A 19,438-nucleotide genomic window follows, 5' to 3' on the forward strand; every position below is an offset into this window, starting at 1 on the left:
GTTGGCCAAAATGCTGCGCTATCGACCAACGTCCGCACTGGGGAAGCGCGCCGCTGCAAAGATTGGTCAGGTCAATGGCTGCAATGGGCCGTTTTTTTTACCACAGCGTAGAATTACTCGGAAGCTCGCACACAATGCAATGCAGACAAAGATACAGCACCTCGCTGGGGGATAGGTTGAGGGATAGAAGCATGTGAGTAATAAATTACTTTAATTATCAAATGCTTACATGTCTATATGGCGGAGGAGGTGGGATTCGAACCCACGGTAGACTTTCACCTACGTCGGTTTTCAAGACCGGTGCATTCAACCACTCTGCCACTCCTCCGACGAGGTGAAGGGATAACGTCGGTTTTGCGATTCTGAAAGCAGGTTTTCGCGGGCTGGTTTTTGCCCACAGAAAGATCGCGTTACGCGAGAGCCTTCCCACGCGCGCGATGTGTCGTTAGACTGCCGCTTAATCGGGATCTATACCCGGCGGCAGAGCAGTTCCGGGCCCACGGCCCGCATGACAATTAGGGGCGAGACATGGCAAGCAAGACCACTCTGAAAGTGGCCATGGTGTTGGGCGGCGCACTGTTTCTTTCGGGATGTGACGACGTCAAGCTTCCCGCATTTCTGAAAAACGGCAATAAGGATGCGAAAACCGCGTCCGCAAGCCAAGGCAAACGCACACGGACCACCGAACAGGACGTGGAGGCGCCCGAGATTTTCCAGGTGGCCGAAAAAGGTCTGTGGGACGGTCGCCCCAGCCTTGGCGGTGTCTGGGTGGCGCACCCGGATGCAAAAGACCCTGAGCGGGTGATTGTGCGCAATCAGGCTAATGGCAAGTCGGTGGTCGGCGCGCTGTTCCGGCGCGAACGTGAAGTTCCCGGGCCGCGGTTCCAAGTTTCCTCCGACGCAGCAGAAGCGCTTGGCATGCTCGCGGGCGCACCTGCCGAGTTGAGCGTGACTGCGCTACGCAAAGAAGAAATCACCGAAGCCCCCGAGCCTGCGGCCGAGGATCTGGAAGCGCCCGGCGGCATTGAACAAAAACCACTGGACGATCCGATCGCGGCGGCGTCTGCTGCGCTGGCCAAGACCGAAGCCGCATCGGCCAAATCGGCGCCGCCACCCAAACCGGCCGCGCCGAAACCTGCGCCCGCAGCCAAGGAAAGTGCCTTGTCCAAGCCATATGTCCAAATCGGGATATTTTCGGTTGAAGACAACGCAAAGCGCACGGCCGAACAATTGCAGCAAGCCGGCATGACCACGGCCATCAAACCGGGGACGTCAAACGGCAAGTCCTTCTGGCGTGTTCTGGTCGGCCCGGCCGCCACGAAAGTCGAGCGCGCAACGTTGCTGAAACAAACCAGCGGACTTGGCTTTCCCGATGCTTATTCCGTTTCGAACTAACGCCCCAACGGGCTAACCTAAAGAGGCCTCTGATCCGCGATGCGTATCCGTCTGACTGTGTTCATCCCTACCCTGATTGCTGTGTTGGTTGCCGCCAGCCTGCCCGCCCGCGCGTTCGACACCCGCGCTAGCTCGGCTTATGTGTTGGATATCAATACCGGCACCGTTCTGATGGAAAAAAACGCCGAGGTGCCCCTGCCACCCGCCTCTATGTCGAAATTGATGACCATCAACCTGCTGTTTGAAGCACTGGCTGACGGGCGGGTGACGATGAGCACACCATTTGGTGTGTCCGAACGGGCCGCCGCTATCGGTGGCTCGACCATGTTTCTGGAACGCTCGGACCGCCCCACGGTCGAGGATTTAATCCAAGGCATCGTCGTTCAGTCGGGCAATGACGCCTGTGTGGCCGTCGCCGAAGGGCTGGCCGGCACAGAAGACGCCTTTGCCCGCATGATGACAGAGCGTGCCCGCGATTTGGGCATGGAAAACTCAAGCTTCGGCAATTCGTCAGGCTGGCCGCATCCGATGCAGCGCATGTCGATGAAAGACCTTGCTATTCTGGCGCGCCACATGATCGTCGAGCTGCCGGATTATTACCATTACTTCGGTCAGTCCGAATACCACTACAAAGGGCGCGCACCTGACAATCGGTTCAATCGCAACCCATTGCTGGACCTTGGCATCGGCGCGGATGGCTTGAAAACCGGGCACACGCAGGAAGCAGGCTATGGGCTGGTCGGCTCGGCCCGTCAGGGTGACCGGCGGATCGTCTTCGTAATCTCGGGCATGACCTCTGAAAAAGAACGCGCTGAAGAAGCCGAGGCGATCGTCAACTGGGCATTTCGTCAGTTCACCATGAAAACCACAGTGAAGGCTGGCGAACGTGTCGCCGTCGCGGATGTCTGGCTGGGCGCTGCCGACACCGTCGGGCTTGTTCCTGCACAAAACGTTGATCTTTTGATCCCGGCGGCTCAACGCGAAGGTATTTCTGCCACGATCAACTGGGACGGCCCGATTGCCGCCCCGATTGCACAGGGTCAGGAACTGGCACAAATGGTGATCAGCCGCGACGGGTTGAACGACACGGTTGTCCCCCTGTTTGCCGAAGAAGGCGTGGGCAATGCGGGTTTTAGAAAACGACTGACGGTGGCGGCTGAACGCGTTCTGGCACTCGTGATGGGAAAAGACGCGCCGCCCGCTGCAATCCAGCCCGACGCCGCACCGGCAAGCAACTGACGCGCTTAGATGGCCGGACTTTTTATCAGCTTTGAAGGCATTGATGGCTCGGGCAAATCCACCCAAGCCAAACTATTGGCAAACGCGCTTGAAGATATGGGCCAGGAGGTTGTCCTGACCCGCGAGCCCGGCGGCAGTCCGGGGGCCGAAGAAATCCGCTCGTTGGTGCTAGAAGGCGAGCCGGATCGCTGGTCGGCGCAGACCGAGTTGTTGCTGTTTACCGCCGCGCGCCGCGACCATCTGGAGCGTCTGATTAACCCCGCACTGGCGGCGGGAAAGATCGTCATCACCGACCGGTTCGCTGACAGCACCCGCATGTATCAGGGCACCCGGTCGGGCGATCTGCGCGCCATGGTTGACCAATTGCATGACCTTGTTATCGGGCGCGAACCCGACCTGACTTTTCTGATCGACATGGACCCCGACATCGGGCTGGCGCGCGCCAAAGGGCGTGGCGGCACCGAAGAACGGTTCGAGGATTTTGGCGCCGATCTGCAACACAAAATGCGGGCCGGCTTTTTGGACCTTGCCCGCCAAAACCCCGACCGCTTCCGCGTGATTGACGGCACTCGCGATGTCGACACGGTCGCGGCGGATGTGGTTCAGGTTGCCTGTGACGTACTGGCCGCCGCCGAGCCAACCGCATGAGCACCGATCCCGTTGATATCCCCGAACCAGATCGTATCGAAGGCGCACCCCACCCACGTGAAGCGACGCGCCTGATTGGTCAGGACGCTGCGGAGGCTGCTTTTCTGGACGCGTATACCTCGGACAGGCTGCATCACGGCTGGCTGATCACCGGGCCGCGTGGTGTGGGCAAGGCGACGCTTGCCTGGCGCATTGCGCGGTTTCTGCTGGCGACACCCCCCGATGAAGGCGGGATGTTTGCCGCCCCTCCCCCGACCAGTCTGGACATCCCGGCCGATCACCCAGTCGCGCGACGCCTTTTGGTCCTGTCCGAACCCGGCCTTTTTTTGCTGCGCCGCCCGTGGGATGAAAAGAACAAGCGGCTGAAAAGCGACATCACCGTGGATGAGGTGCGCAAGCTGAAGCATTTCTTCGCGCTATCCGCGGCGGGTGGTGGGCGGCGCGTTGTGATCGTCGATGTGGCAGACGAAATGAACGTCTCGGCGGCTAATGCACTTTTGAAACTGCTAGAAGAACCGCCGGAAGGGGCTGTGCTTTTGCTGATCAGCCACCAACCGTCGCGCCTGTTGCCAACAATCCGGTCACGCTGCCGCGAATTGCGTCTTGCGCCGCTGGCCCCGGCCGATCTTGCACAGGTGATGGCCGGTCTTGATGAAACGCCGTCGGCCGAAGACACGCTGCGTTTGGGCGAACTGGCGGCCGGGTCTGCAGGCGATGCGCTCAGACTTCAGCACCTCGGCGGGCTAGCGACCTATGCCGCCTTGATCGACATTTTCGCAGCCGGGCGCGAATTTGACCGTCCGCGCGCGCTTCAGCTTGCAAACAGTGCTGTGGGCAAAGCGAATGCGGACCGGTTCGAGCTGATCTTGCGGCTATTTGATCTGTTTCTTGCCCGCCTTGCCCGCCACGGGGCAGGCTTCCTGCCAGCCGCCGAGGCTGCTCCGGGCGAAGCCGCCTGCTTGGCCCGCTTATCCCCCGGCCCTGATGCAGCCCGCGCTTGGGCCAGTTTGCAGCAGGAATTGTCAGCCCGCGCGGGCCATGGTCGGGCTGTGAACCTTGACCCCGCCGCGCTCATCCTTGATATGGTTTTCAGGATCAACGACACGGCGGCGCGCCAAGCTGCCTGAGGCAAGGACGCCCACTATGAGCACGCCCCGGACCGCAGCCCTAGTTACTGACAGCCACTGCCATTTGGACTTCCCTGATTTCGAAGGCGAGTTGGATCAGATCATCGCCAGCGCAGCGGATGCAGGCGTAACTCGGATGGTGACCATCTGCACTAAGATGGCCAATCTGGATCAGGTGCGCGCGATTGCCGAAGCGCACGCGCCCGTGTTTTTTGCCGCTGCCACTCACCCGATGAGCGTAGCGGCCGAACCCATGGTGACGGTCGACGAACTGGTCGCGCTGGCCGATCACCCGAAATTCGTCGGGATTGGCGAAAGCGGGTTGGATTACCACTATACTGCTGATAGCCGGGACATGCAGATCGAAAGCCTGCGCATTCATATCGAGGCCGCGCGCCGGACCTCCCTTCCCCTGATCATTCACGCACGTGACGCGGATGATGATATGGCCCGCATTCTGGCCGAGGAACATGCCAAAGGCCCCTATTCCTGTGTCATGCATTGCTTCAGTTCAGGGCCAGAGCTTGCGCGCGCCGCGTTGGACCTGGGTTTCTATCTATCGATGTCCGGCATCGCCACTTTCCCCCGTAGCCAAGAGGTGCGCGATATCTTCGCTGCCGCCCCCGTCGACCGCATTCTTGTCGAAACAGACGCCCCTTATCTGGCCCCACCGCCCTATCGCGGCAGGCGAAACGAGCCAGCCTATACCGCACATACCGCGAAAGTGGGGGCAGAGCTTTACGGCCTGTCCTACGAAGATTTCGCAGCGCATACCCAACAGAATTTCGACCGGCTATTCACCAAAGCCGCCGCTTACAAGGCGTCTGCCTGATGGCGCGGATTGACTTCACCATATTGGGCTGCGGCTCGTCCGGTGGGGTGCCGCGCCTGGGCGGGCACTGGGGCGATTGCGATCCTAACAACCCGAAGAACCGCCGGACCCGGTGTTCTGCCTTGGTAACCCGCACGGGCGATGATGGCGGTGTCACGCGGGTGCTGATTGATACGTCGCCTGACATGCGCCACCAGCTGCTTCGCGAAGGCGTCGGCACACTGGACGCGGTCGTCTATACCCACAGCCATGCCGACCATATGCACGGTATTGACGACCTGCGCATGGTGGTTTTCAACATGAAAGAGCGCCTGTCGGTCTGGGCGGATGGTCCCACACAAGATGCCCTCCTCGCCCGCTTTAGCTATGCCTTTGTGCAGCCCGAAGGGTCAAACTATCCCGCGATCCTCGACCTGCATTTCATCAACGGTGACGTGGTCATCGGCGGCGCAGGCGGCGAGATCCGTCTGACCCCGTTCGAGGTGCGCCACGGCATGATGGACGCGCTTGGCTTCCGCATCGGCGATCTGGCCTATCTGCCCGACGTCAACGAAATCCCTGACGACGTGCTGCCGGTGTTGGAAGGATTGGACATCTTCGTGCTGGATGCGCTGCGCCGCGCGCCCCACCCAACGCATTTCCATCTGGAGCAATCGCTTGAATGGATCGACCGGATCGGTGCCAAAAAAGGCGTGCTGACCAACATGCATATCGACCTTGACCACAGCACCGTCGACGCCGAGACGCCCGCGCATATCACCCCGGCTTATGATGGCATGACGCTTAGCTTTTCCGTCTGAATGAGCACACTGATAGATATCGTCCTGCCCGTCTTTCTGGTGATCGGGTTTGGCTATCTTGTGCGCTGGCGGCGGATGCTGGATGATGATGCCATCGACGGTTTGATGCGCTTTGCACAATCCGTCGCCATCCCATGCCTTCTGTTCCTCGCCATTGCCCGTCTGGACCTGAGCGCCGAATTCGATGGGGCCCTTCTGGGCAGCTTCTATACCGGCGCGATCACAGGTTTTCTTGCAGGCCTGTTAGGCGCACGCCTGTTGTTTGGCCGCCCGTGGCCCGATGCGGTGGCCTTCGGGTTCGTGTCGCTGTTTTCGAACTCGCTGTTGCTTGGACTGCCAATCACCGAACGCGCCTTCGGGGCAGATGCGTTGGCGGGCAACTACGCCATCATCTCAATCCACGCGCCGATTTGCTATGCGATCGGCATCACCGCGATGGAGATTGCGCGCGCCCAAGGGGCCGGCCCACTGGACACCATCCGCCAGATTGTTCGCGCGATGGCAAGCAATATGCTGGTGCTGGCGATCGCGGCGGGCTTTGTGGTGAACCTTCTTCACGTCCCCATGCCTGGTGTTTTGGTCGAAGCGTTAAGCCTAGTAGGTCGCGCGGCCTTGCCCACCGCCCTTTTCGCGCTGGGCGGCGTGCTATACCGCTATCGCCCCGAAGGTGACCTGCGGATTGTCAGTTATCTGTGTGTGATCTCGCTTGTTGTGCATCCGGCGATAACATGGGGCCTTGGCCGGGCCTTCAACTTGGAGGTTGATCAGTTCCGGTCTGCGATCATCACGGCGGCCTCGGCGCCGGGGATCAACGCCTATATCTTCGCGAACCTCTATGGCGTCGGAAAGCGCGTTGCTGCGACGACGGTTCTGGTGGGCACGGGATTGTCGATCCTGACCGTCTGGGCGTGGCTGGCGCTTCTGGCTGCGGCGGGCTTTTAAGCCAGCGTTGTACGCAGCGTTACGACATCTGTTCCCAAGCCGATTTCCGGTAACATACTCCTTGCCACGAATCGGCGCCGAAAGTATTGTCGACCAAACGGTCAGCTTTAGTTGGCGCCGCTTTCGGGTTTGGGAGGACCACATGGACGCATTGATCTGCGACGCAGTTCGCACCCCCATCGGACGATACGGTGGTGCCCTGTCGCACGTGCGCGCCGATGATCTGGCGGCCCTACCCATTGCCGCCCTGATCGCACGAAACCCGGATGTTGACTGGGCCTCGGTTGATGATGTGATCTATGGATCAGCCAATCAGGCGGGCGAAGACAACCGCAACGTGGCCCGCATGGCAGTACTGCTGGCGGGCCTGCCGGTAGACGTGCCGGGCACAACAATTAACCGCCTTTGTGCCTCGGGCATGGATGCGGTCGGGATGGCGGCGCGCGGGATAAAAGCGGGCGACTATGATCTGTGCATCGCTGGCGGCGTTGAAAGCATGAGCCGCGCGCCTTTTGTGATGCCCAAAGCGACCTCCGCCTTCACCCGCGCCAATGCGGTCTATGACACCACCATCGGCTGGCGCTTTGTGAACCCGAAGATGGACAAGATGCACGGCACCCACTCGATGCCGCAAACCGCTGACAATGTGGCTGAGGACTACGCCGTAAGTCGCGAAGATCAGGACCTTTTTGCCGCACGCAGCCAAGCCCGCTGGGCGGCCGCACACGAGGCTGGGAGTTTTGCGGACGAGATCATTCCCGTGACGATCCCGCAGCGCAAAGGTGACCCGATTGTGGTCGATACGGACGAACACCCGCGTCCCGGCACCTCGGCCGAGAAGCTGGGTGGCCTGCGCGGCGTGAACGGCCCGGACCTGACGGTCACGGCGGGTAATGCGTCGGGCGTAAATGATGGGGCGGCGGCGATGTTGATCGCGTCCGATTCCGCCGCTGCAAAGAACAACCTGACCCCAATGGCGCGCGTTATCGGCATGCAAGCCGCTGGCGTTGCCCCGCGCGTCATGGGCATCGGCCCTGTGCCAGCAAGCCGCAAGGTGTTGGCAAAAGCAGGTCTCACCATCGACCAGATGGATGTGATAGAATTGAACGAAGCCTTTGCCGCACAAGGTCTTGCCACCTTGCGCGAATTGGGCGTCGCGGATGATGACCCGCGTGTAAACCCAAATGGCGGCGCAATCGCGCTTGGCCACCCGCTTGGCATGTCGGGCGCGCGCCTTGTTTTGACGGCGGCTTATCAACTGAAACGCACAGGCGGGCGCTATGCGCTGTGCACGATGTGCGTGGGCGTGGGCCAAGGTGCGGCCCTCATTCTGGAAAGGATCTGACGATGTATGCTCAATTGGTGAAAACCGCAGGCACTGGCGTTAAGACCCGCGAGGAAATGTCTGACGAAGAACGGAATTTTCAAAATCGCGTGGATCGGGATGAGAAGATCGAACCGAAGGATTGGATGCCGGACGACTACCGCGCGACGTTGATCCGCCAGATCGGCCAGCACGCCCATTCCGAGATCGTCGGCCAATTGCCAGAAGGCAACTGGATCACCCGCGCACCCACGTTGGAGCGCAAGGCGATCCTGTTGGCGAAGGTGCAGGACGAGGCCGGTCATGGCCTGTATCTCTACGGTGCGGCTGAGACGCTCGGCGTTACCCGTGATGAGCTGACCGAAGAATTGCTGTCGGGCCGGATGAAGTATTCCTCTATCTTCAACTATCCCACGCTGAACTGGGCCGATATTGGCGCGGTTGGCTGGCTGGTGGATGGGGCGGCGATCATGAACCAGGTGCCGTTGCAGCGGACATCCTATGGCCCCTATTCCCGCGCGATGATCCGCATTTGCAAGGAAGAAAGCTTCCACCAGCGCCAGGGCTACGACATCATGATGAAGATGGCCGCAGGCAACGACGCCCAGCGCCGCATGGCGCAGGATGCGCTGAACCGGTTCTGGTATCCGTCGCTGATGATGTTCGGCCCGTCCGACAAGGACAGCGTTCATTCGGCCCAATCGCTGGCGTGGAAGATCAAGATCGACACCAATGACGAGCTGCGCCAGCGCTTCGTCGACCAGACCGTGCCGCAAGCCAAATACCTTGGCCTGACGATCCCGGATGAGCACCTGAAATGGAACGTGGACCGCGGTGCGCACGACTTCTCGGAACCCGACTGGACCGAGTTTTTCAACGTCATCAAGGGCAAAGGCCCCTGCAACGTCGAGCGGATGGAAGCCCGCGTCAAAGCTTGGGAAGACGGTGCATGGGTGCGCGACGGGCTTATGGCCCACGCCCGCAAGAAAACCGCTGCCCGAACAGCCGCTGAATAAGGAAAGATCACATGTCCAAAGAATGGCCCCTCTGGGAAGTTTTCATCCGCGGTCAGCACGGGCTGAGCCATCGTCACGTGGGCAGCCTGCACGCCCCGGACGAAGAAATGGCGATCAAGAACGCCCGCGACGTCTATACGCGCCGCAACGAAGGCGTGTCGATCTGGGTGGTCGAAGCGCGCCACATCGCGGCCTCAAGCCCCGAAGAAAAAGGCCCGCTTTACGAGCCGTCGAACTCGAAAGTCTATCGTCACCCGACCTTCTTCGACATTCCTGAAGACGTGGGACATATGTGATGAAAGATCAGCAAGCTCTGTTTCAATTTCTTCTCAGGATGGGCGACAACAGCCTGATCCTTGGCCACCGGGTCAGCGAATGGTGCGGCTTGTCGCCTGTGTTGGAAGAAGACATCGCACTGGCCAACACCGCGCTGGACCTGATCGGTCAGACGCAATTCTGGCTGGGTCTGGCGGGCGAGGTTGAAGACAAAGGCCGCACGGCTGATGACCTCGCCTTCCTGCGCGACGCATGGGATTTCCGTAATGTGCTTATGGTCGAACTGCCCAACGGCGATTTCGGCCAGACCATGATGCGCCAGTTTCTTTACGACGCATGGTCGTCGATCATGGTCGGTCGCCTGATCAAGAGCAGTGATAAACGCATCGCTGATATCGCCGAGAAGGCCTCGAAGGAAATTGCCTATCACGTCGAGCGGTCGGCTGACACCGTGGTTGGTCTTGGTGACGGGTCCGAGGAAAGCCACGCAAGGATGCAAGCCGCGCTCGACTACCTCTGGCCTTATGTGGGCGAGATGTTTGACGGCGACGAGGTTGATGCGGCCATGGTCGCCGCCGGCATTGCCCCCGATCCCGCGTCCTTGCGCGAAGAATACGACGCGCTGGTGAACAAGGTGCTGTCCGAGGCCACCCTGAAAGTGCCGACAGACGTGTTCCACCACAAAGGCGGGCGCACGGGCTATATGCACACCGAACATCTGGGCCACCTTCTGACCAGCATGCAGTGGCTGCAACGCGCTTATCCCGGTGCGACCTGGTAATGGGCCAGCCCTCGGTTGATACGATCTGGGACTGGCTCGACCAAGTGCCCGACCCCGAGATCCCAGTGATCTCGCTGGTCGATCTTGGCATCATCCGGGACGTGCAGTGGGAAGGTGACATGTTGAATGTCACCGTCACACCCACCTATTCGGGCTGCCCGGCCACTACGATCATCAACCTTGATATCCAAACCGCGTTGAAGAACCACGGGATCGAAAAGCTGACACTACACCGACAGCTTTCCCCGGCCTGGACCACCGACTGGCTGACCGACAAGGGCAAGGCGGCGCTTGAGAAATTCGGCATCGCCCCACCGTCGGCCAAGGGCGAACCGGAACGCTGCCCCAATTGTGGTGGTCACGATCTGGAACGCACCAGCCAGTTCGGCTCGACCCCCTGCAAGGCACTGTGGCGATGCCGCGACTGCCTTGAACCTTTCGACTATTTCAAGTGCATCTGACTGCATTGAGGAGACCCAACATGGCGCGCTTCCACAGCCTTACCGTGACCGACATCCAGAAAACCATCCGTGACGCGGTGGTGGTGACGCTGACTCCGGACGATCCTGAGGCCTTCAACTATACCCAAGGCCAATATCTGACCTTCCGCCGCGACTTCGACGGGCAGGAATTGCGCCGCTCCTATTCGATCTGTTCGGGGCTGGACGATGGCAAGCTGCAAGTTGGCATCAAACGGGTCGATGGCGGCGCGTTCTCGACTTGGGCGAACGAGGACTTAAAGCAGGGCGACACGGTTGAGGCCATGTCTCCCATGGGCAACTTCTTCGTGCCCTTGGCGCCGGATCTGGACCGCCACTATCTGGGCTTTGCGGGGGGGTCTGGCATCACACCGGTTCTGTCGATCATCAAGACGACACTGGCACGCGAACCGAATGCGCAGTTCACGCTGGTCTATGCCAACAAGGCCATCAACACGATCATGTTCCGCGAAGAGCTGGAAGACCTCAAGAACCGCTATATGGGCCGCTTCAACGTGATCCACATCCTTGAAAGCGACGCGCAGGATATCGACCTGTTCACCGGGCTGGTGGACGCAGAAAAATGCGCCCAACTGTTCAAGCACTGGATCGACATCAAGTCGGTCGACACTGCCTTCATTTGCGGACCCGAACCTATGATGCTGGGCATTGCCAAGGCGCTTCGCGACCACGGGCTGGATGACGCGCAGATTAAGTTTGAGCTGTTCGCCTCGGGCCAACCCGGTCGCGCTGCAAAGAAAGCCGCCAGCAAAGCGGCAGTGAAAGGCGACGGGATCAAAGCCGTCGTCGCGTTGGACGGGGCCAGCCGGTCCTTCACGATGGACGCCGAAACCTCGATCCTCGACGCGGCCTTGGCCAACAACATCGACGCGCCCTACGCCTGCAAGGCCGGGGTCTGTTCGACCTGTCGCTGCAAGGTGATCGAGGGCGATGTCGAAATGCTGACCAACCACGCATTGGAAGATTACGAGGTCGAGAAGGGCTATGTTCTGTCCTGCCAATCCTATGCCAAGTCAGCAAAAGTCGTCGTCGATTACGACCAGTAACCCCAACGGAACGGAGAACGCCATGTCTGAGATGAGCATCACCGACTATCTGGCCCAAGGGGGCGTATTGACCGCACCGGGCAATGTGCCCGCACGCTATCGGGCCGAGCTTATGCGCCTGATGGCAACTTTCGTGGACAGCGCGCTGGCGGGGGCAGCTGGCTTTGCCGATATCGTCAACCAGGGCCCCGGCATCAAGGAACGTATCGCAGCCTCAAAGATTGTGCTGGAAAAGACTGACAATGCCGACAAGGTGCTGTCGATCATGGGCGAATTTGGCGCGGACACTGCACGCTATGCCAACCACCACCCGTGGACGGATCGCTTGGCCCGCGACGCCGATATTGGCACCTCGCGCACGGATACGGACATGCGGCTGGCCGTCTTCAACTACCCGCTGGAAGGCTGGTCGGACGCGGTGGTGATGAACCTTCTGATGGGGCTGGCCGTCGGTGTGCAGATGGGCGAGTTCAAGCGGGTGTCTTATGCGCCGCTGGCTGAAGTATTTCGTGCCATTGCGCCGGTTGAAGCCCGTCACGCCGAACTGGCCGCCGAAGGAATTGCCCGACTGATTGATACCGGCACCGACATCGCGACACTGCAAGCCAGCGTCGATTACTGGTGGCCGCGTGTGGCGGCAAGCTTCGGCAAGGATATCTCGACCCGCGCGGCGCAATTGCAGGCTTTCGGCTTGCGCAACTCGACCAATGCCGAACTGCGCGAGGAATGGGAAGCCACGGCCGCGACCGAGCTTTCAAAACTTGGCCTAAGCGCGCCCTAAGCCGCCCGCCCCCTGACATTTCCGACGAAGGACAGAGCATGACCCTGATGAAAGTCTCCAGCTTCGCGGCTGGCAAATGGATTGCCCCCGGCGCCAATGCGCGCCCGATCGCCTCGGCCATTACCGGCGCGAAGATCGCCGAAGCCGGTGGGGCAGATATCAACAAGCAGGCGATGCTGGATTATGGGCGCAATGTGGGCGGCCCTGCCCTGCGCGCCATGGGGTTTCACGACCGCGCCAAAATGCTGAAAGCACTGGCCGCCCATCTGGGTGGGCACAAGCAGGCGCTTTATGACCTGAGCTTCGACACCGGCGCCACGCAATCCGATCACATGATCGACATTGATGGCGGCGTCGGCACCATGTTTGTGTTCGCCTCTAAGGGTCGGCGCGAAATGCCGGACGGCCAAATCTATCTGGACGGCGAGATCGAACAGCTGAGCCGCAATGGCACCTTCCTTGGCATGCACATTGCAACGCCCCTGAAAGGCGTGGCCGTGCACATCAACGCCTTCAACTTCCCGGTCTGGGGGATGTTGGAAAAACTCGCCCCGACCCTGTTGGCGGGCGTGCCTGCCATCGTAAAGCCAGCGACCTCGACGTGCTATGTGACCGAAGTCGCCGTGCGCATCATGCTGGACAGCGGCATTCTTCCTGAGGGCGCGTTGCAGTTGATTTCCGGCGGCACGGGCGATCTGCTGGACCGGCTTGGCCCACAAGATATCGTCAGCTTCACCGGTTCGGCGAAAACCGCCAGTATGTTGCGGTCAAACCCGAATATCCTGAAGAACTCTGTGCGGTTTGTGGCGGAACAAGACAGCCTGAATGCGTCGATCCTAGGTCCAGATGTCACGCCGGACACCCCGGAATTTGACCTTTTCATCAAAGAGGTGCACCGCGAGATGACCACGAAAGCGGGGCAGAAATGCACCGCCATCCGCCGCATCATCGCACCCGACGCACAGGTTCAAAACGTGATCGAAGCGCTGTCCGCGCGACTGGCAAAAACCGTCATCGGTGACCCGCGCGATGAAGCGACCCGCATGGGTGCTTTGGTATCTGCGGGTCAGAAGATCGACGTGCTGGAAAAAGCCGCGGCCATCGGATCGGAAAGCAAACTGGTCTATGGCGACCCGGACGACAACGACTTCGCGGGTGGGGTGGATGCGGGTGCGTTCGTGAAACCAATGCTCTTTCACTGCGAAGACCCCGACACCGCCACGGTGGTGCACGAGACGGAAGCTTTCGGGCCCGTCTCAACCATCATGGGCTATCGTGACATTGCGCACGCCATCGACCTTGCCAACAAGGGCGAAGGATCGCTGGTGGCCTCTGTCATCACAGCCTCCGGCGAGGTGGCGCGCGAGGTCGCGATGGGCGCAGGCGCGTTCCACGGGCGGCTCTATTTCAACAACGCAACCTCAATGAAGGAAAGCACCGGCCACGGCAGTCCCCTGCCCCACATGGTGCATGGCGGCCCCGGTCGCGCGGGCGGCGGCGAGGAAATGGGCGGCGTGCGCGGCGTTCTGCATTACATGCAACGCACCGCCATTCAGGGCAGCCCTGACATCCTGACCGCTATTGGCGGCAAATGGGTGCCCGGCGCGACCGAGATCAAAGGCCCTGCCCACCCCTTCACCCGCAAATTCGGCGCGCTTTCGATCGGAGAGACGTTACATTCCAAGTCGCGCGAAATCTCGACCGATGATATCGAGAAATTCGCGCATTTCACCGGCGACACGTTCTATGCCCACATGGACAGCGAAGCGGCGAAACGGAACCCCTTCTTCCCGGACCGCGTGGCGCATGGCTATCTACTGCTGAGCTTTGCGGCAGGGCTGTTCGTGGAACCCGACGAAGGCCCGGTGCTGGCGAATACGGGGCTTGATAGCTTGCGCTTCATGAAACCGGTCGAGGCTGGCGACAGCATCGCCGTCCGCCTGACCGTTAAGGCCAAGACCCGTCGCACAGATGAGTATGGCGAAGTGCGTTGGCATGTAACCCTGACCAATCAGGATCAAGAGCTGGTGGCGGAATACGAACTGTTGACCATGAACGCCTACTGACGCGATGGGCCAGTGGATTTGGCCTACTACTTCCACAAGACCTGCAATCCGTCCCGACCTGCGTTCGGGGCATTGGCGATGTGTGGGGGTATTCGGTTGCGCCGAAAGACGGCGGAGCCAGCGCGGTTTTGAGTCTCGATCATGAGACGTATCAACAGGTAATGCCGGCAGGTGAATTGAGGATAACCCACAGTGCTGAAACGTCGCGCCATGCAAACAATTGAGTTGGAAGTCTTTCTACCAGCGGACACCGCAATTGTTTGGGATCATATTCTTCAGCCGCGTCTTTTTTGTTTTGTGGCCAAGGGGGTGCTGACGTTTAAACCCGTTAACCCCAGTGCTTTTCCGGAGCGTTGGTCAGCAGGCCAATACAGAGTTCGTAAGTATTTATGGGGCCTGCTGCCGATGGGGTGGCAGGTCATCGACATTGAGTTTTTGCCAGATCAGGGACGGCCACACCGATTGCGCGACAATGGCCGTGGTTGGATGGTACCGACTTGGGATCACACAATGATAGTCGAGCCTGCCCAAGGCGGCACCCGATACACCGATTACGTGAAGATCGAAGCGGGCGTTTTGACACCCCTGGTCGCGGTGTTCGCCCGCCACTTCTATAAACACAGGCAAAGACGCTGGCAGAAGCTCATCGCGGCAGATTTTGACTATACGGTATCTTGAAACGGCCCATCGCGATGCTCTGACACGGGTCATTATGTCAGTTAGGGCGAATGGAGATCAAACCTAGATGGAATCGCCGCTCGATCCGATGCGTCAAATCTCGCACCCAGACGCTTGTCCGCCCCTGATACCATAGTTGCCCGAGCCGCAATCAGCCGTCGATCCGCGCACCCATGATTGCGATCGCTTTCTGGTACACGGTGGCCGCATTCCACTGTTTGATCACTTTGAAATTGGGCTGGCCTTCTTGGTAACCTTTGCCGGGCTTCCATCCCTTTTTGCGCAGGAAATTTGCGGTCGAAGCCAGTGCGTCTGCCTGATTGTAGAAATCCACGCGCCCATCGCCAGACCCGTCGACGCCATAGCGCAATGCGTTACCCGGAAGGAATTGCGTATGGCCCAATTCGCCATGTTTGGCGCCCCGCGTGTCACCATTAATCATGCCCCGATCCACCAACATCAGCGCACCGATCGCGTGGGGCTTAAAAAAATCCGAGCGGCGGCAGTCGTAAGCCAGCGTTGTAATCGCCGACACAACCGCACTGTTACCCATGAAGCCACCAAAGCCAGTTTCCATCCCGTGGATTGCCAGCAACACCCCGGCTGGAACGCCATAGCGTTTCTCCAGCGAGCTCAAAAAACCAGCGTTGCGGGCTTTGCGTTTGCGCCCTTGGGCAACGATTGTATCTGCTCCGCGCACTTGCATGAACTTGGACAACGAGTATTTGAATGACCGTTGGCTACGGTCGGCCTTGATGGTTGCAGTCGAATATCTTGCGGATGCCAGAGCCTTCAATCCACGTTGGCCAACACCCGCAGCTTTGGCCTCGGCGGCAAACGACGCCTTCCATTTGTCAAAACCGCTCGAATTGTTGCCGCAAGTTGCACCCACGGCGATCCCTGCAGATAAACTCAACGAAATACCCGCGAAAGCCAGCGTTCTGAAAATGGACATTAGAAAAGCTCCGTATCAAATATCGGCATATTGTTGCACAGGTCAGATGCTGGCGCAAAGTGAACAATTTGTGCTGTCATGGACCGCGTCCCACACAGCAGGGAAACATACCAACCACCCGCATCCGCCAGTTGGGAAGCAGCTCAAGCAAAACGGAGCTAGGCGCCAGCGAGCGCAGTTGACGTGAGCCAATCAACGACGGTTTGTGTTGATGTGCCGCGTTTCGACCCACGCGGGGCCAGCAAATAGAAATCCTGTTTGCCCATTAGTGCGTCAGGGATCACCTGAACCAGTCGATTTGCGGCAATATCGCGCTTCGCGTGAAAGTCGCTGACAAGCGCGACGCCCTGACCCGAAAGGGCTGCATCCATCGCAAGGGCAGTCTGGCTCAAGCGTAGCCCATGCCCGCCGTTATCTTCAACGTTCAGCTGTTTAAGAAACGCGGGCCAGAGATCGTGGGAATCGTGCAGTTTGGGCAGACGAGACAGCGTCGCGAGATCGAGCGGCAGGCGTTCCCCCGCGATCAGCGTAGGGGCGGCCACAGCGATGATTTTCTGGCGGAACAGCCGGATCGCATCCAGCGCGGCACCGAACGGTGGTTGCCCGTGGCGGATGGCAAGATCGATTCCATCACTATGAAAACTTGACAGTTTTTCCGTCGCAAGAATGCGCAAATCAATTTCCGGATATGCAGCTGAGAACTCCGGCAGGTTGGGGATTAGCCATTTGGCGGCAAAGGTTGGTGTGACACTGATCACGACCTTGTTCGGTTCAGGGCGCAAGGTTTCGGTGGCGGCGTGCAGCTCCTCAAAGGCTGTCGCGATCCGCGCATGATAGCTGCGTCCGGATGGCGTGAAGGCCAGCCCTTTCGGCAACCTTTCAAACAGCGCCATCCCCAGATGCGCCTCAAGCTGGCGCACCTGCTGCGCAACGGCCCCCTGCGTCACGCCCATTTCATCGGCGGCGGCGCGGAAATTCAGGTGGCGACCTGTCACATCAAAGGCGCGTAGACTGTTAAGGGGCGGCAACTGTGTCATTTGCCGATAGTATTCCTACTGTCAGAGAATATCAATTCTGGTGCGAAAATCACATTTATTCCGCTTAGATTAGCTGCAAGACAATGATGGAGGATGCGATGTCAGTAGAAAAAGTAGCTCTGGTCACAGCAGGTGGAAGCGGCATGGGTGCCGACGCTGCGCGCAGGTTGGCGGCAGACGGCTTTCGGGTCGGAATCCTGTCATCCTCGGGCAAAGGCGAGGCGCTGGGTGAAGAGTTGGGCGGATTTGGCGTCACAGGCTCCAATCTCAACGCGGACGACCTGACCGCACTGGTGCAAGGGGCGGCGGATCGCTGGGGCCGTGTCGATGTGCTTGTCAATTCTGCAGGGCATGGACCGAAAGGCCCTGTGTTGGACATCTCGGATGACGACTGGCACTTGGGTATGGAAGTATATCTGCTGAACGTCATTCGGCCCACCCGACTGGTGACGCCGCTGATGCAAGCGCAGGGCGGCGGGGCGATCATCAACATTTCGACCTTCGCCGCGTTTGAACCCGACCCGCTGTTTCCGACGTCAGGCGTATTTCGCGCGGGCCTTGCTGCGTTCACTAAACTTTATTCGGACAAATACGCGGCCGAGAATATCCGCATGAACAATGTCCTTCCCGGCTTCATCGACAGTCTGCTCGAAACCGATGACCGCCGCGCGCGTATCCCGATGGGACGTTACGGGCGGGCGGATGAAGTGTCATCGCTGATCTCATGGCTGGCGTCCGCGGGCGGTGCCTACATGACCGGCCAGAACCTGCGCATCGACGGGGGGCTGACCCGTGCCGTTTGATGCTGCAATGGCCGCCCCCACAACGATGCGCGTCACATTCATACTCAAATGGGCGGCGTCGATCATCCAGATCATGGGCTACACGGCGACCGCCTTTGGCTGGACGCCTTGGAACCTTTATCTGTTCCTTGTCGGCCTGTTTGGTTGGTTTGCGGTGGGCGTGTTATGGAACGACAGGGCGATCATGCTGATCCACATCGTCGCTTTAGGCGCCATGCTGGTCGGGATGAGCAGCAGCTGAAGCGACCATAAGCATCGGTATTTACCGGTCGCGGTCTTTGTTACCGCGCCCGGCTAGTCTTTTTATCGGCGCTAGTCTGCTACGCCTCAGCAAACCCTCAGCGATACAGAAGCACCGGAATTTTCACCGTCTGGATCATTGCCGTCGTGGTCGATCCAATGATCAACTGCCTGATCCGACTATGGCCATATGCGCCCATGACCAGAAGATTGAAGCCTTCGTCTGCGACCAGCTTGGCCAGAACTTCATCAGGTTCTCCGACGGCAATACGCGGCGACGCCGAGATATTGGCAGCCTTCAGCTTGGTAACCGCTTCTTCAGCAATCATCTGAGCACTGGCTTGCTCCTGCCCAATACAAAGCACGCAAACGTCGAGATCTTCGAAAACCGGGCTTGTCGACATGCGCTCAATCGCAACTTTAGCGCTGGCGCTTCCATCATAGGCGACAAGAACCTTCGTGATGGGCTTGAATTCTCGCGAGGCCACGAACACCGGCACGGTTGAGGTACGCACGATCCGCTCTAGGTTCGACCCGAGGTGTCCCGTAGCAAAATCTGCACCCTCGCCCCGTTTGCCGATGATGATTGCGCGAATGTCGTCTTTGACCTCGCGCACAGCATCCAACAGATCGCCTTTGCGCAACCGCAAGCTCACGTCGGGAACGCCATCTTGCTCCAGAATGGCCTTCGCATCTTCCAGAATGGCGTGGCCTTTCGTCTGCGCCAGCTTGGCCCATTGTTCGTCAAGCGTCGAAAGCTCTTCCAGCAGTGCTGACCGGGCACCAAGGCGCAGGGCCCCTGAAAGGTCCGGGGATGCCGAGCCCTCGCGGCGACCAAGCACATGCATCGCCACAACATCAGCATTCAGCTTTTGCGCGATCCAGGCTGTATGGTGGCAGACGCTCTCGGAATAAGCCGAGCCGTCCAGCAGCGTGAGTATCTTGTCCATGT

Annotated in this window: 21 protein-coding genes and 1 tRNA gene; 18 read left to right on the forward strand and 4 right to left on the reverse strand. The window is 59.5% G+C overall.

From position 1 onward, the window contains the following. Positions 1–238 precede the first annotated feature (238 nt). Positions 239–328, reverse strand: a tRNA-Ser gene (locus MUY35_RS03015). A gap of 200 nt (positions 329–528) precedes the next feature. Here MUY35_RS03015 and MUY35_RS03020 point away from each other — a divergent pair. From MUY35_RS03020 to MUY35_RS03095, 16 genes are all read left to right on the forward strand, one after another. Continuing rightward, on the forward strand, positions 529–1,395 hold the full coding sequence (locus tag MUY35_RS03020; protein WP_248363857.1) for an SPOR domain-containing protein: 867 nt from the start codon (positions 529–531) through the stop codon (positions 1,393–1,395). A 39-nt stretch (positions 1,396–1,434) separates the two neighbouring features. Continuing rightward, positions 1,435–2,634 carry a D-alanyl-D-alanine carboxypeptidase family protein gene (locus tag MUY35_RS03025; RefSeq protein ID WP_248363858.1) on the forward strand — a complete coding sequence of 400 codons (1,200 nt, stop codon included), beginning with the start codon at positions 1,435–1,437 and terminating at the stop codon, positions 2,632–2,634. Positions 2,635–2,643: 9 nt separating this feature from the next. Then, the gene (gene tmk, locus MUY35_RS03030; RefSeq protein ID WP_248363859.1) at positions 2,644–3,282 is read left to right on the forward strand and encodes a dTMP kinase; all 639 of its coding nucleotides are present in this window, start codon (positions 2,644–2,646) and stop codon (positions 3,280–3,282) included. Then, the gene (locus tag MUY35_RS03035) at positions 3,279–4,409 is read left to right on the forward strand and encodes a DNA polymerase III subunit delta' (RefSeq protein ID WP_248363860.1); all 1,131 of its coding nucleotides are present in this window, start codon (positions 3,279–3,281) and stop codon (positions 4,407–4,409) included. Before tmk ends, MUY35_RS03035 begins: the two co-directional genes overlap by 4 nt. A gap of 16 nt (positions 4,410–4,425) precedes the next feature. Next, positions 4,426–5,241 (forward strand): TatD family hydrolase, encoded by an 816-nt coding sequence (locus MUY35_RS03040; protein ID WP_248363861.1) that lies wholly within the window; start codon positions 4,426–4,428, stop codon positions 5,239–5,241. Beyond that, positions 5,241–6,041, forward strand: coding sequence for an MBL fold metallo-hydrolase (locus MUY35_RS03045; protein ID WP_248363863.1), 801 nt, complete (start codon positions 5,241–5,243; stop codon positions 6,039–6,041). The genes MUY35_RS03040 and MUY35_RS03045 overlap by 1 nt, the downstream gene beginning before the upstream one ends. Continuing rightward, the gene (locus MUY35_RS03050) at positions 6,042–6,983 is read left to right on the forward strand and encodes an AEC family transporter (protein ID WP_248363865.1); all 942 of its coding nucleotides are present in this window, start codon (positions 6,042–6,044) and stop codon (positions 6,981–6,983) included. It begins immediately after the preceding gene. A 142-nt stretch (positions 6,984–7,125) separates the two neighbouring features. Beyond that, positions 7,126–8,328: a 3-oxoadipyl-CoA thiolase gene (pcaF, locus tag MUY35_RS03055; RefSeq protein WP_248363866.1), complete on the forward strand. Its 1,203-nt coding sequence runs from the start codon at positions 7,126–7,128 to the stop codon at positions 8,326–8,328. A 2-nt stretch (positions 8,329–8,330) separates the two neighbouring features. Continuing rightward, positions 8,331–9,323, forward strand: coding sequence for a 1,2-phenylacetyl-CoA epoxidase subunit PaaA (paaA, locus tag MUY35_RS03060; protein ID WP_248363867.1), 993 nt, complete (start codon positions 8,331–8,333; stop codon positions 9,321–9,323). An 11-nt stretch (positions 9,324–9,334) separates the two neighbouring features. Next, on the forward strand, positions 9,335–9,619 hold the full coding sequence (gene paaB / locus MUY35_RS03065; protein ID WP_247036633.1) for a 1,2-phenylacetyl-CoA epoxidase subunit PaaB: 285 nt from the start codon (positions 9,335–9,337) through the stop codon (positions 9,617–9,619). Further along, positions 9,619–10,380: a 1,2-phenylacetyl-CoA epoxidase subunit PaaC gene (gene paaC, locus MUY35_RS03070; protein WP_248363868.1), complete on the forward strand. Its 762-nt coding sequence runs from the start codon at positions 9,619–9,621 to the stop codon at positions 10,378–10,380. The genes paaB and paaC overlap by 1 nt, the downstream gene beginning before the upstream one ends. Then, the gene (gene paaD, locus MUY35_RS03075; protein WP_248363869.1) at positions 10,380–10,841 is read left to right on the forward strand and encodes a 1,2-phenylacetyl-CoA epoxidase subunit PaaD; all 462 of its coding nucleotides are present in this window, start codon (positions 10,380–10,382) and stop codon (positions 10,839–10,841) included. The genes paaC and paaD overlap by 1 nt, the downstream gene beginning before the upstream one ends. Positions 10,842–10,861: 20 nt before the next feature. Continuing rightward, positions 10,862–11,926 carry a 1,2-phenylacetyl-CoA epoxidase subunit PaaE gene (paaE, locus tag MUY35_RS03080; RefSeq protein ID WP_248363870.1) on the forward strand — a complete coding sequence of 355 codons (1,065 nt, stop codon included), beginning with the start codon at positions 10,862–10,864 and terminating at the stop codon, positions 11,924–11,926. A gap of 22 nt (positions 11,927–11,948) precedes the next feature. After that, a complete protein-coding gene (locus MUY35_RS03085; protein WP_248363871.1) occupies positions 11,949–12,707 on the forward strand; it encodes a Phenylacetic acid catabolic protein in 759 nt (252 codons plus the stop codon). Between the two features lie 38 nt (positions 12,708–12,745). Continuing rightward, on the forward strand, positions 12,746–14,773 hold the full coding sequence (gene paaZ / locus MUY35_RS03090) for a phenylacetic acid degradation bifunctional protein PaaZ (RefSeq protein WP_248363873.1): 2,028 nt from the start codon (positions 12,746–12,748) through the stop codon (positions 14,771–14,773). A 192-nt stretch (positions 14,774–14,965) separates the two neighbouring features. After that, positions 14,966–15,451, forward strand: coding sequence for a hypothetical protein (locus MUY35_RS03095; protein ID WP_248363875.1), 486 nt, complete (start codon positions 14,966–14,968; stop codon positions 15,449–15,451). 151 nt (positions 15,452–15,602) lie between these two features. Here MUY35_RS03095 and MUY35_RS03100 read toward each other — a convergent pair whose 3' ends face one another. After that, positions 15,603–16,406: a lytic murein transglycosylase gene (locus tag MUY35_RS03100; protein WP_248363876.1), complete on the reverse strand. Its 804-nt coding sequence runs from the start codon at positions 16,404–16,406 to the stop codon at positions 15,603–15,605. A 158-nt stretch (positions 16,407–16,564) separates the two neighbouring features. Beyond that, positions 16,565–17,443, reverse strand: coding sequence for a LysR substrate-binding domain-containing protein (locus tag MUY35_RS03105; RefSeq protein ID WP_248363877.1), 879 nt, complete (start codon positions 17,441–17,443; stop codon positions 16,565–16,567). 98 nt (positions 17,444–17,541) lie between these two features. Here MUY35_RS03105 and MUY35_RS03110 point away from each other — a divergent pair, with 98 nt between their 5' ends. Together MUY35_RS03110 and MUY35_RS03115 are read left to right on the forward strand one after the other, a co-directional pair. Beyond that, positions 17,542–18,246 (forward strand): SDR family oxidoreductase, encoded by a 705-nt coding sequence (locus MUY35_RS03110; RefSeq protein ID WP_248363878.1) that lies wholly within the window; start codon positions 17,542–17,544, stop codon positions 18,244–18,246. 7 nt (positions 18,247–18,253) lie between these two features. Next, positions 18,254–18,487: a DUF6552 family protein gene (locus tag MUY35_RS03115; RefSeq protein ID WP_248363879.1), complete on the forward strand. Its 234-nt coding sequence runs from the start codon at positions 18,254–18,256 to the stop codon at positions 18,485–18,487. Positions 18,488–18,584: 97 nt separating this feature from the next. On the opposite strand, the gene MUY35_RS03120 is transcribed toward MUY35_RS03115, so the two are convergent. Next, a complete protein-coding gene (locus tag MUY35_RS03120; protein ID WP_248363880.1) occupies positions 18,585–19,436 on the reverse strand; it encodes a universal stress protein in 852 nt (283 codons plus the stop codon). Positions 19,437–19,438: the final 2 nt, after the last annotated feature.

This window comes from Aliiroseovarius sp. S1339 (assembly GCF_023195695.1).
Classification (GTDB): domain Bacteria; phylum Pseudomonadota; class Alphaproteobacteria; order Rhodobacterales; family Rhodobacteraceae; genus Aliiroseovarius.

What these genes read in the sequence shown, in the direction of transcription:
- MUY35_RS03020 (WP_248363857.1), top strand. Translation starts at nt 529, where the DNA reads ATGGCAAGCAAGACCACTCTGAAAGTGGCCATGGTGTTGGGCGGCGCA.
- MUY35_RS03025 (WP_248363858.1), top strand. Translation starts at nt 1,435, where the DNA reads ATGCGTATCCGTCTGACTGTGTTCATCCCTACCCTGATTGCTGTGTTG.
- tmk (WP_248363859.1), top strand. Translation starts at nt 2,644, where the DNA reads ATGGCCGGACTTTTTATCAGCTTTGAAGGCATTGATGGCTCGGGCAAA.
- MUY35_RS03035 (WP_248363860.1), top strand. Translation starts at nt 3,279, where the DNA reads ATGAGCACCGATCCCGTTGATATCCCCGAACCAGATCGTATCGAAGGC.
- MUY35_RS03040 (WP_248363861.1), top strand. Translation starts at nt 4,426, where the DNA reads ATGAGCACGCCCCGGACCGCAGCCCTAGTTACTGACAGCCACTGCCAT.
- MUY35_RS03045 (WP_248363863.1), top strand. Translation starts at nt 5,241, where the DNA reads ATGGCGCGGATTGACTTCACCATATTGGGCTGCGGCTCGTCCGGTGGG.
- MUY35_RS03050 (WP_248363865.1), top strand. Translation starts at nt 6,042, where the DNA reads ATGAGCACACTGATAGATATCGTCCTGCCCGTCTTTCTGGTGATCGGG.
- pcaF (WP_248363866.1), top strand. Translation starts at nt 7,126, where the DNA reads ATGGACGCATTGATCTGCGACGCAGTTCGCACCCCCATCGGACGATAC.
- paaA (WP_248363867.1), top strand. Translation starts at nt 8,331, where the DNA reads ATGTATGCTCAATTGGTGAAAACCGCAGGCACTGGCGTTAAGACCCGC.
- paaB (WP_247036633.1), top strand. Translation starts at nt 9,335, where the DNA reads ATGTCCAAAGAATGGCCCCTCTGGGAAGTTTTCATCCGCGGTCAGCAC.
- paaC (WP_248363868.1), top strand. Translation starts at nt 9,619, where the DNA reads ATGAAAGATCAGCAAGCTCTGTTTCAATTTCTTCTCAGGATGGGCGAC.
- paaD (WP_248363869.1), top strand. Translation starts at nt 10,380, where the DNA reads ATGGGCCAGCCCTCGGTTGATACGATCTGGGACTGGCTCGACCAAGTG.
- paaE (WP_248363870.1), top strand. Translation starts at nt 10,862, where the DNA reads ATGGCGCGCTTCCACAGCCTTACCGTGACCGACATCCAGAAAACCATC.
- MUY35_RS03085 (WP_248363871.1), top strand. Translation starts at nt 11,949, where the DNA reads ATGTCTGAGATGAGCATCACCGACTATCTGGCCCAAGGGGGCGTATTG.
- paaZ (WP_248363873.1), top strand. Translation starts at nt 12,746, where the DNA reads ATGACCCTGATGAAAGTCTCCAGCTTCGCGGCTGGCAAATGGATTGCC.
- MUY35_RS03100 (WP_248363876.1), bottom strand. Translation starts at nt 16,406, where the DNA reads ATGTCCATTTTCAGAACGCTGGCTTTCGCGGGTATTTCGTTGAGTTTA.
- MUY35_RS03105 (WP_248363877.1), bottom strand. Translation starts at nt 17,443, where the DNA reads ATGACACAGTTGCCGCCCCTTAACAGTCTACGCGCCTTTGATGTGACA.
- MUY35_RS03110 (WP_248363878.1), top strand. Translation starts at nt 17,542, where the DNA reads ATGTCAGTAGAAAAAGTAGCTCTGGTCACAGCAGGTGGAAGCGGCATG.
- MUY35_RS03115 (WP_248363879.1), top strand. Translation starts at nt 18,254, where the DNA reads ATGGCCGCCCCCACAACGATGCGCGTCACATTCATACTCAAATGGGCG.
- MUY35_RS03120 (WP_248363880.1), bottom strand. Translation starts at nt 19,436, where the DNA reads ATGGACAAGATACTCACGCTGCTGGACGGCTCGGCTTATTCCGAGAGC.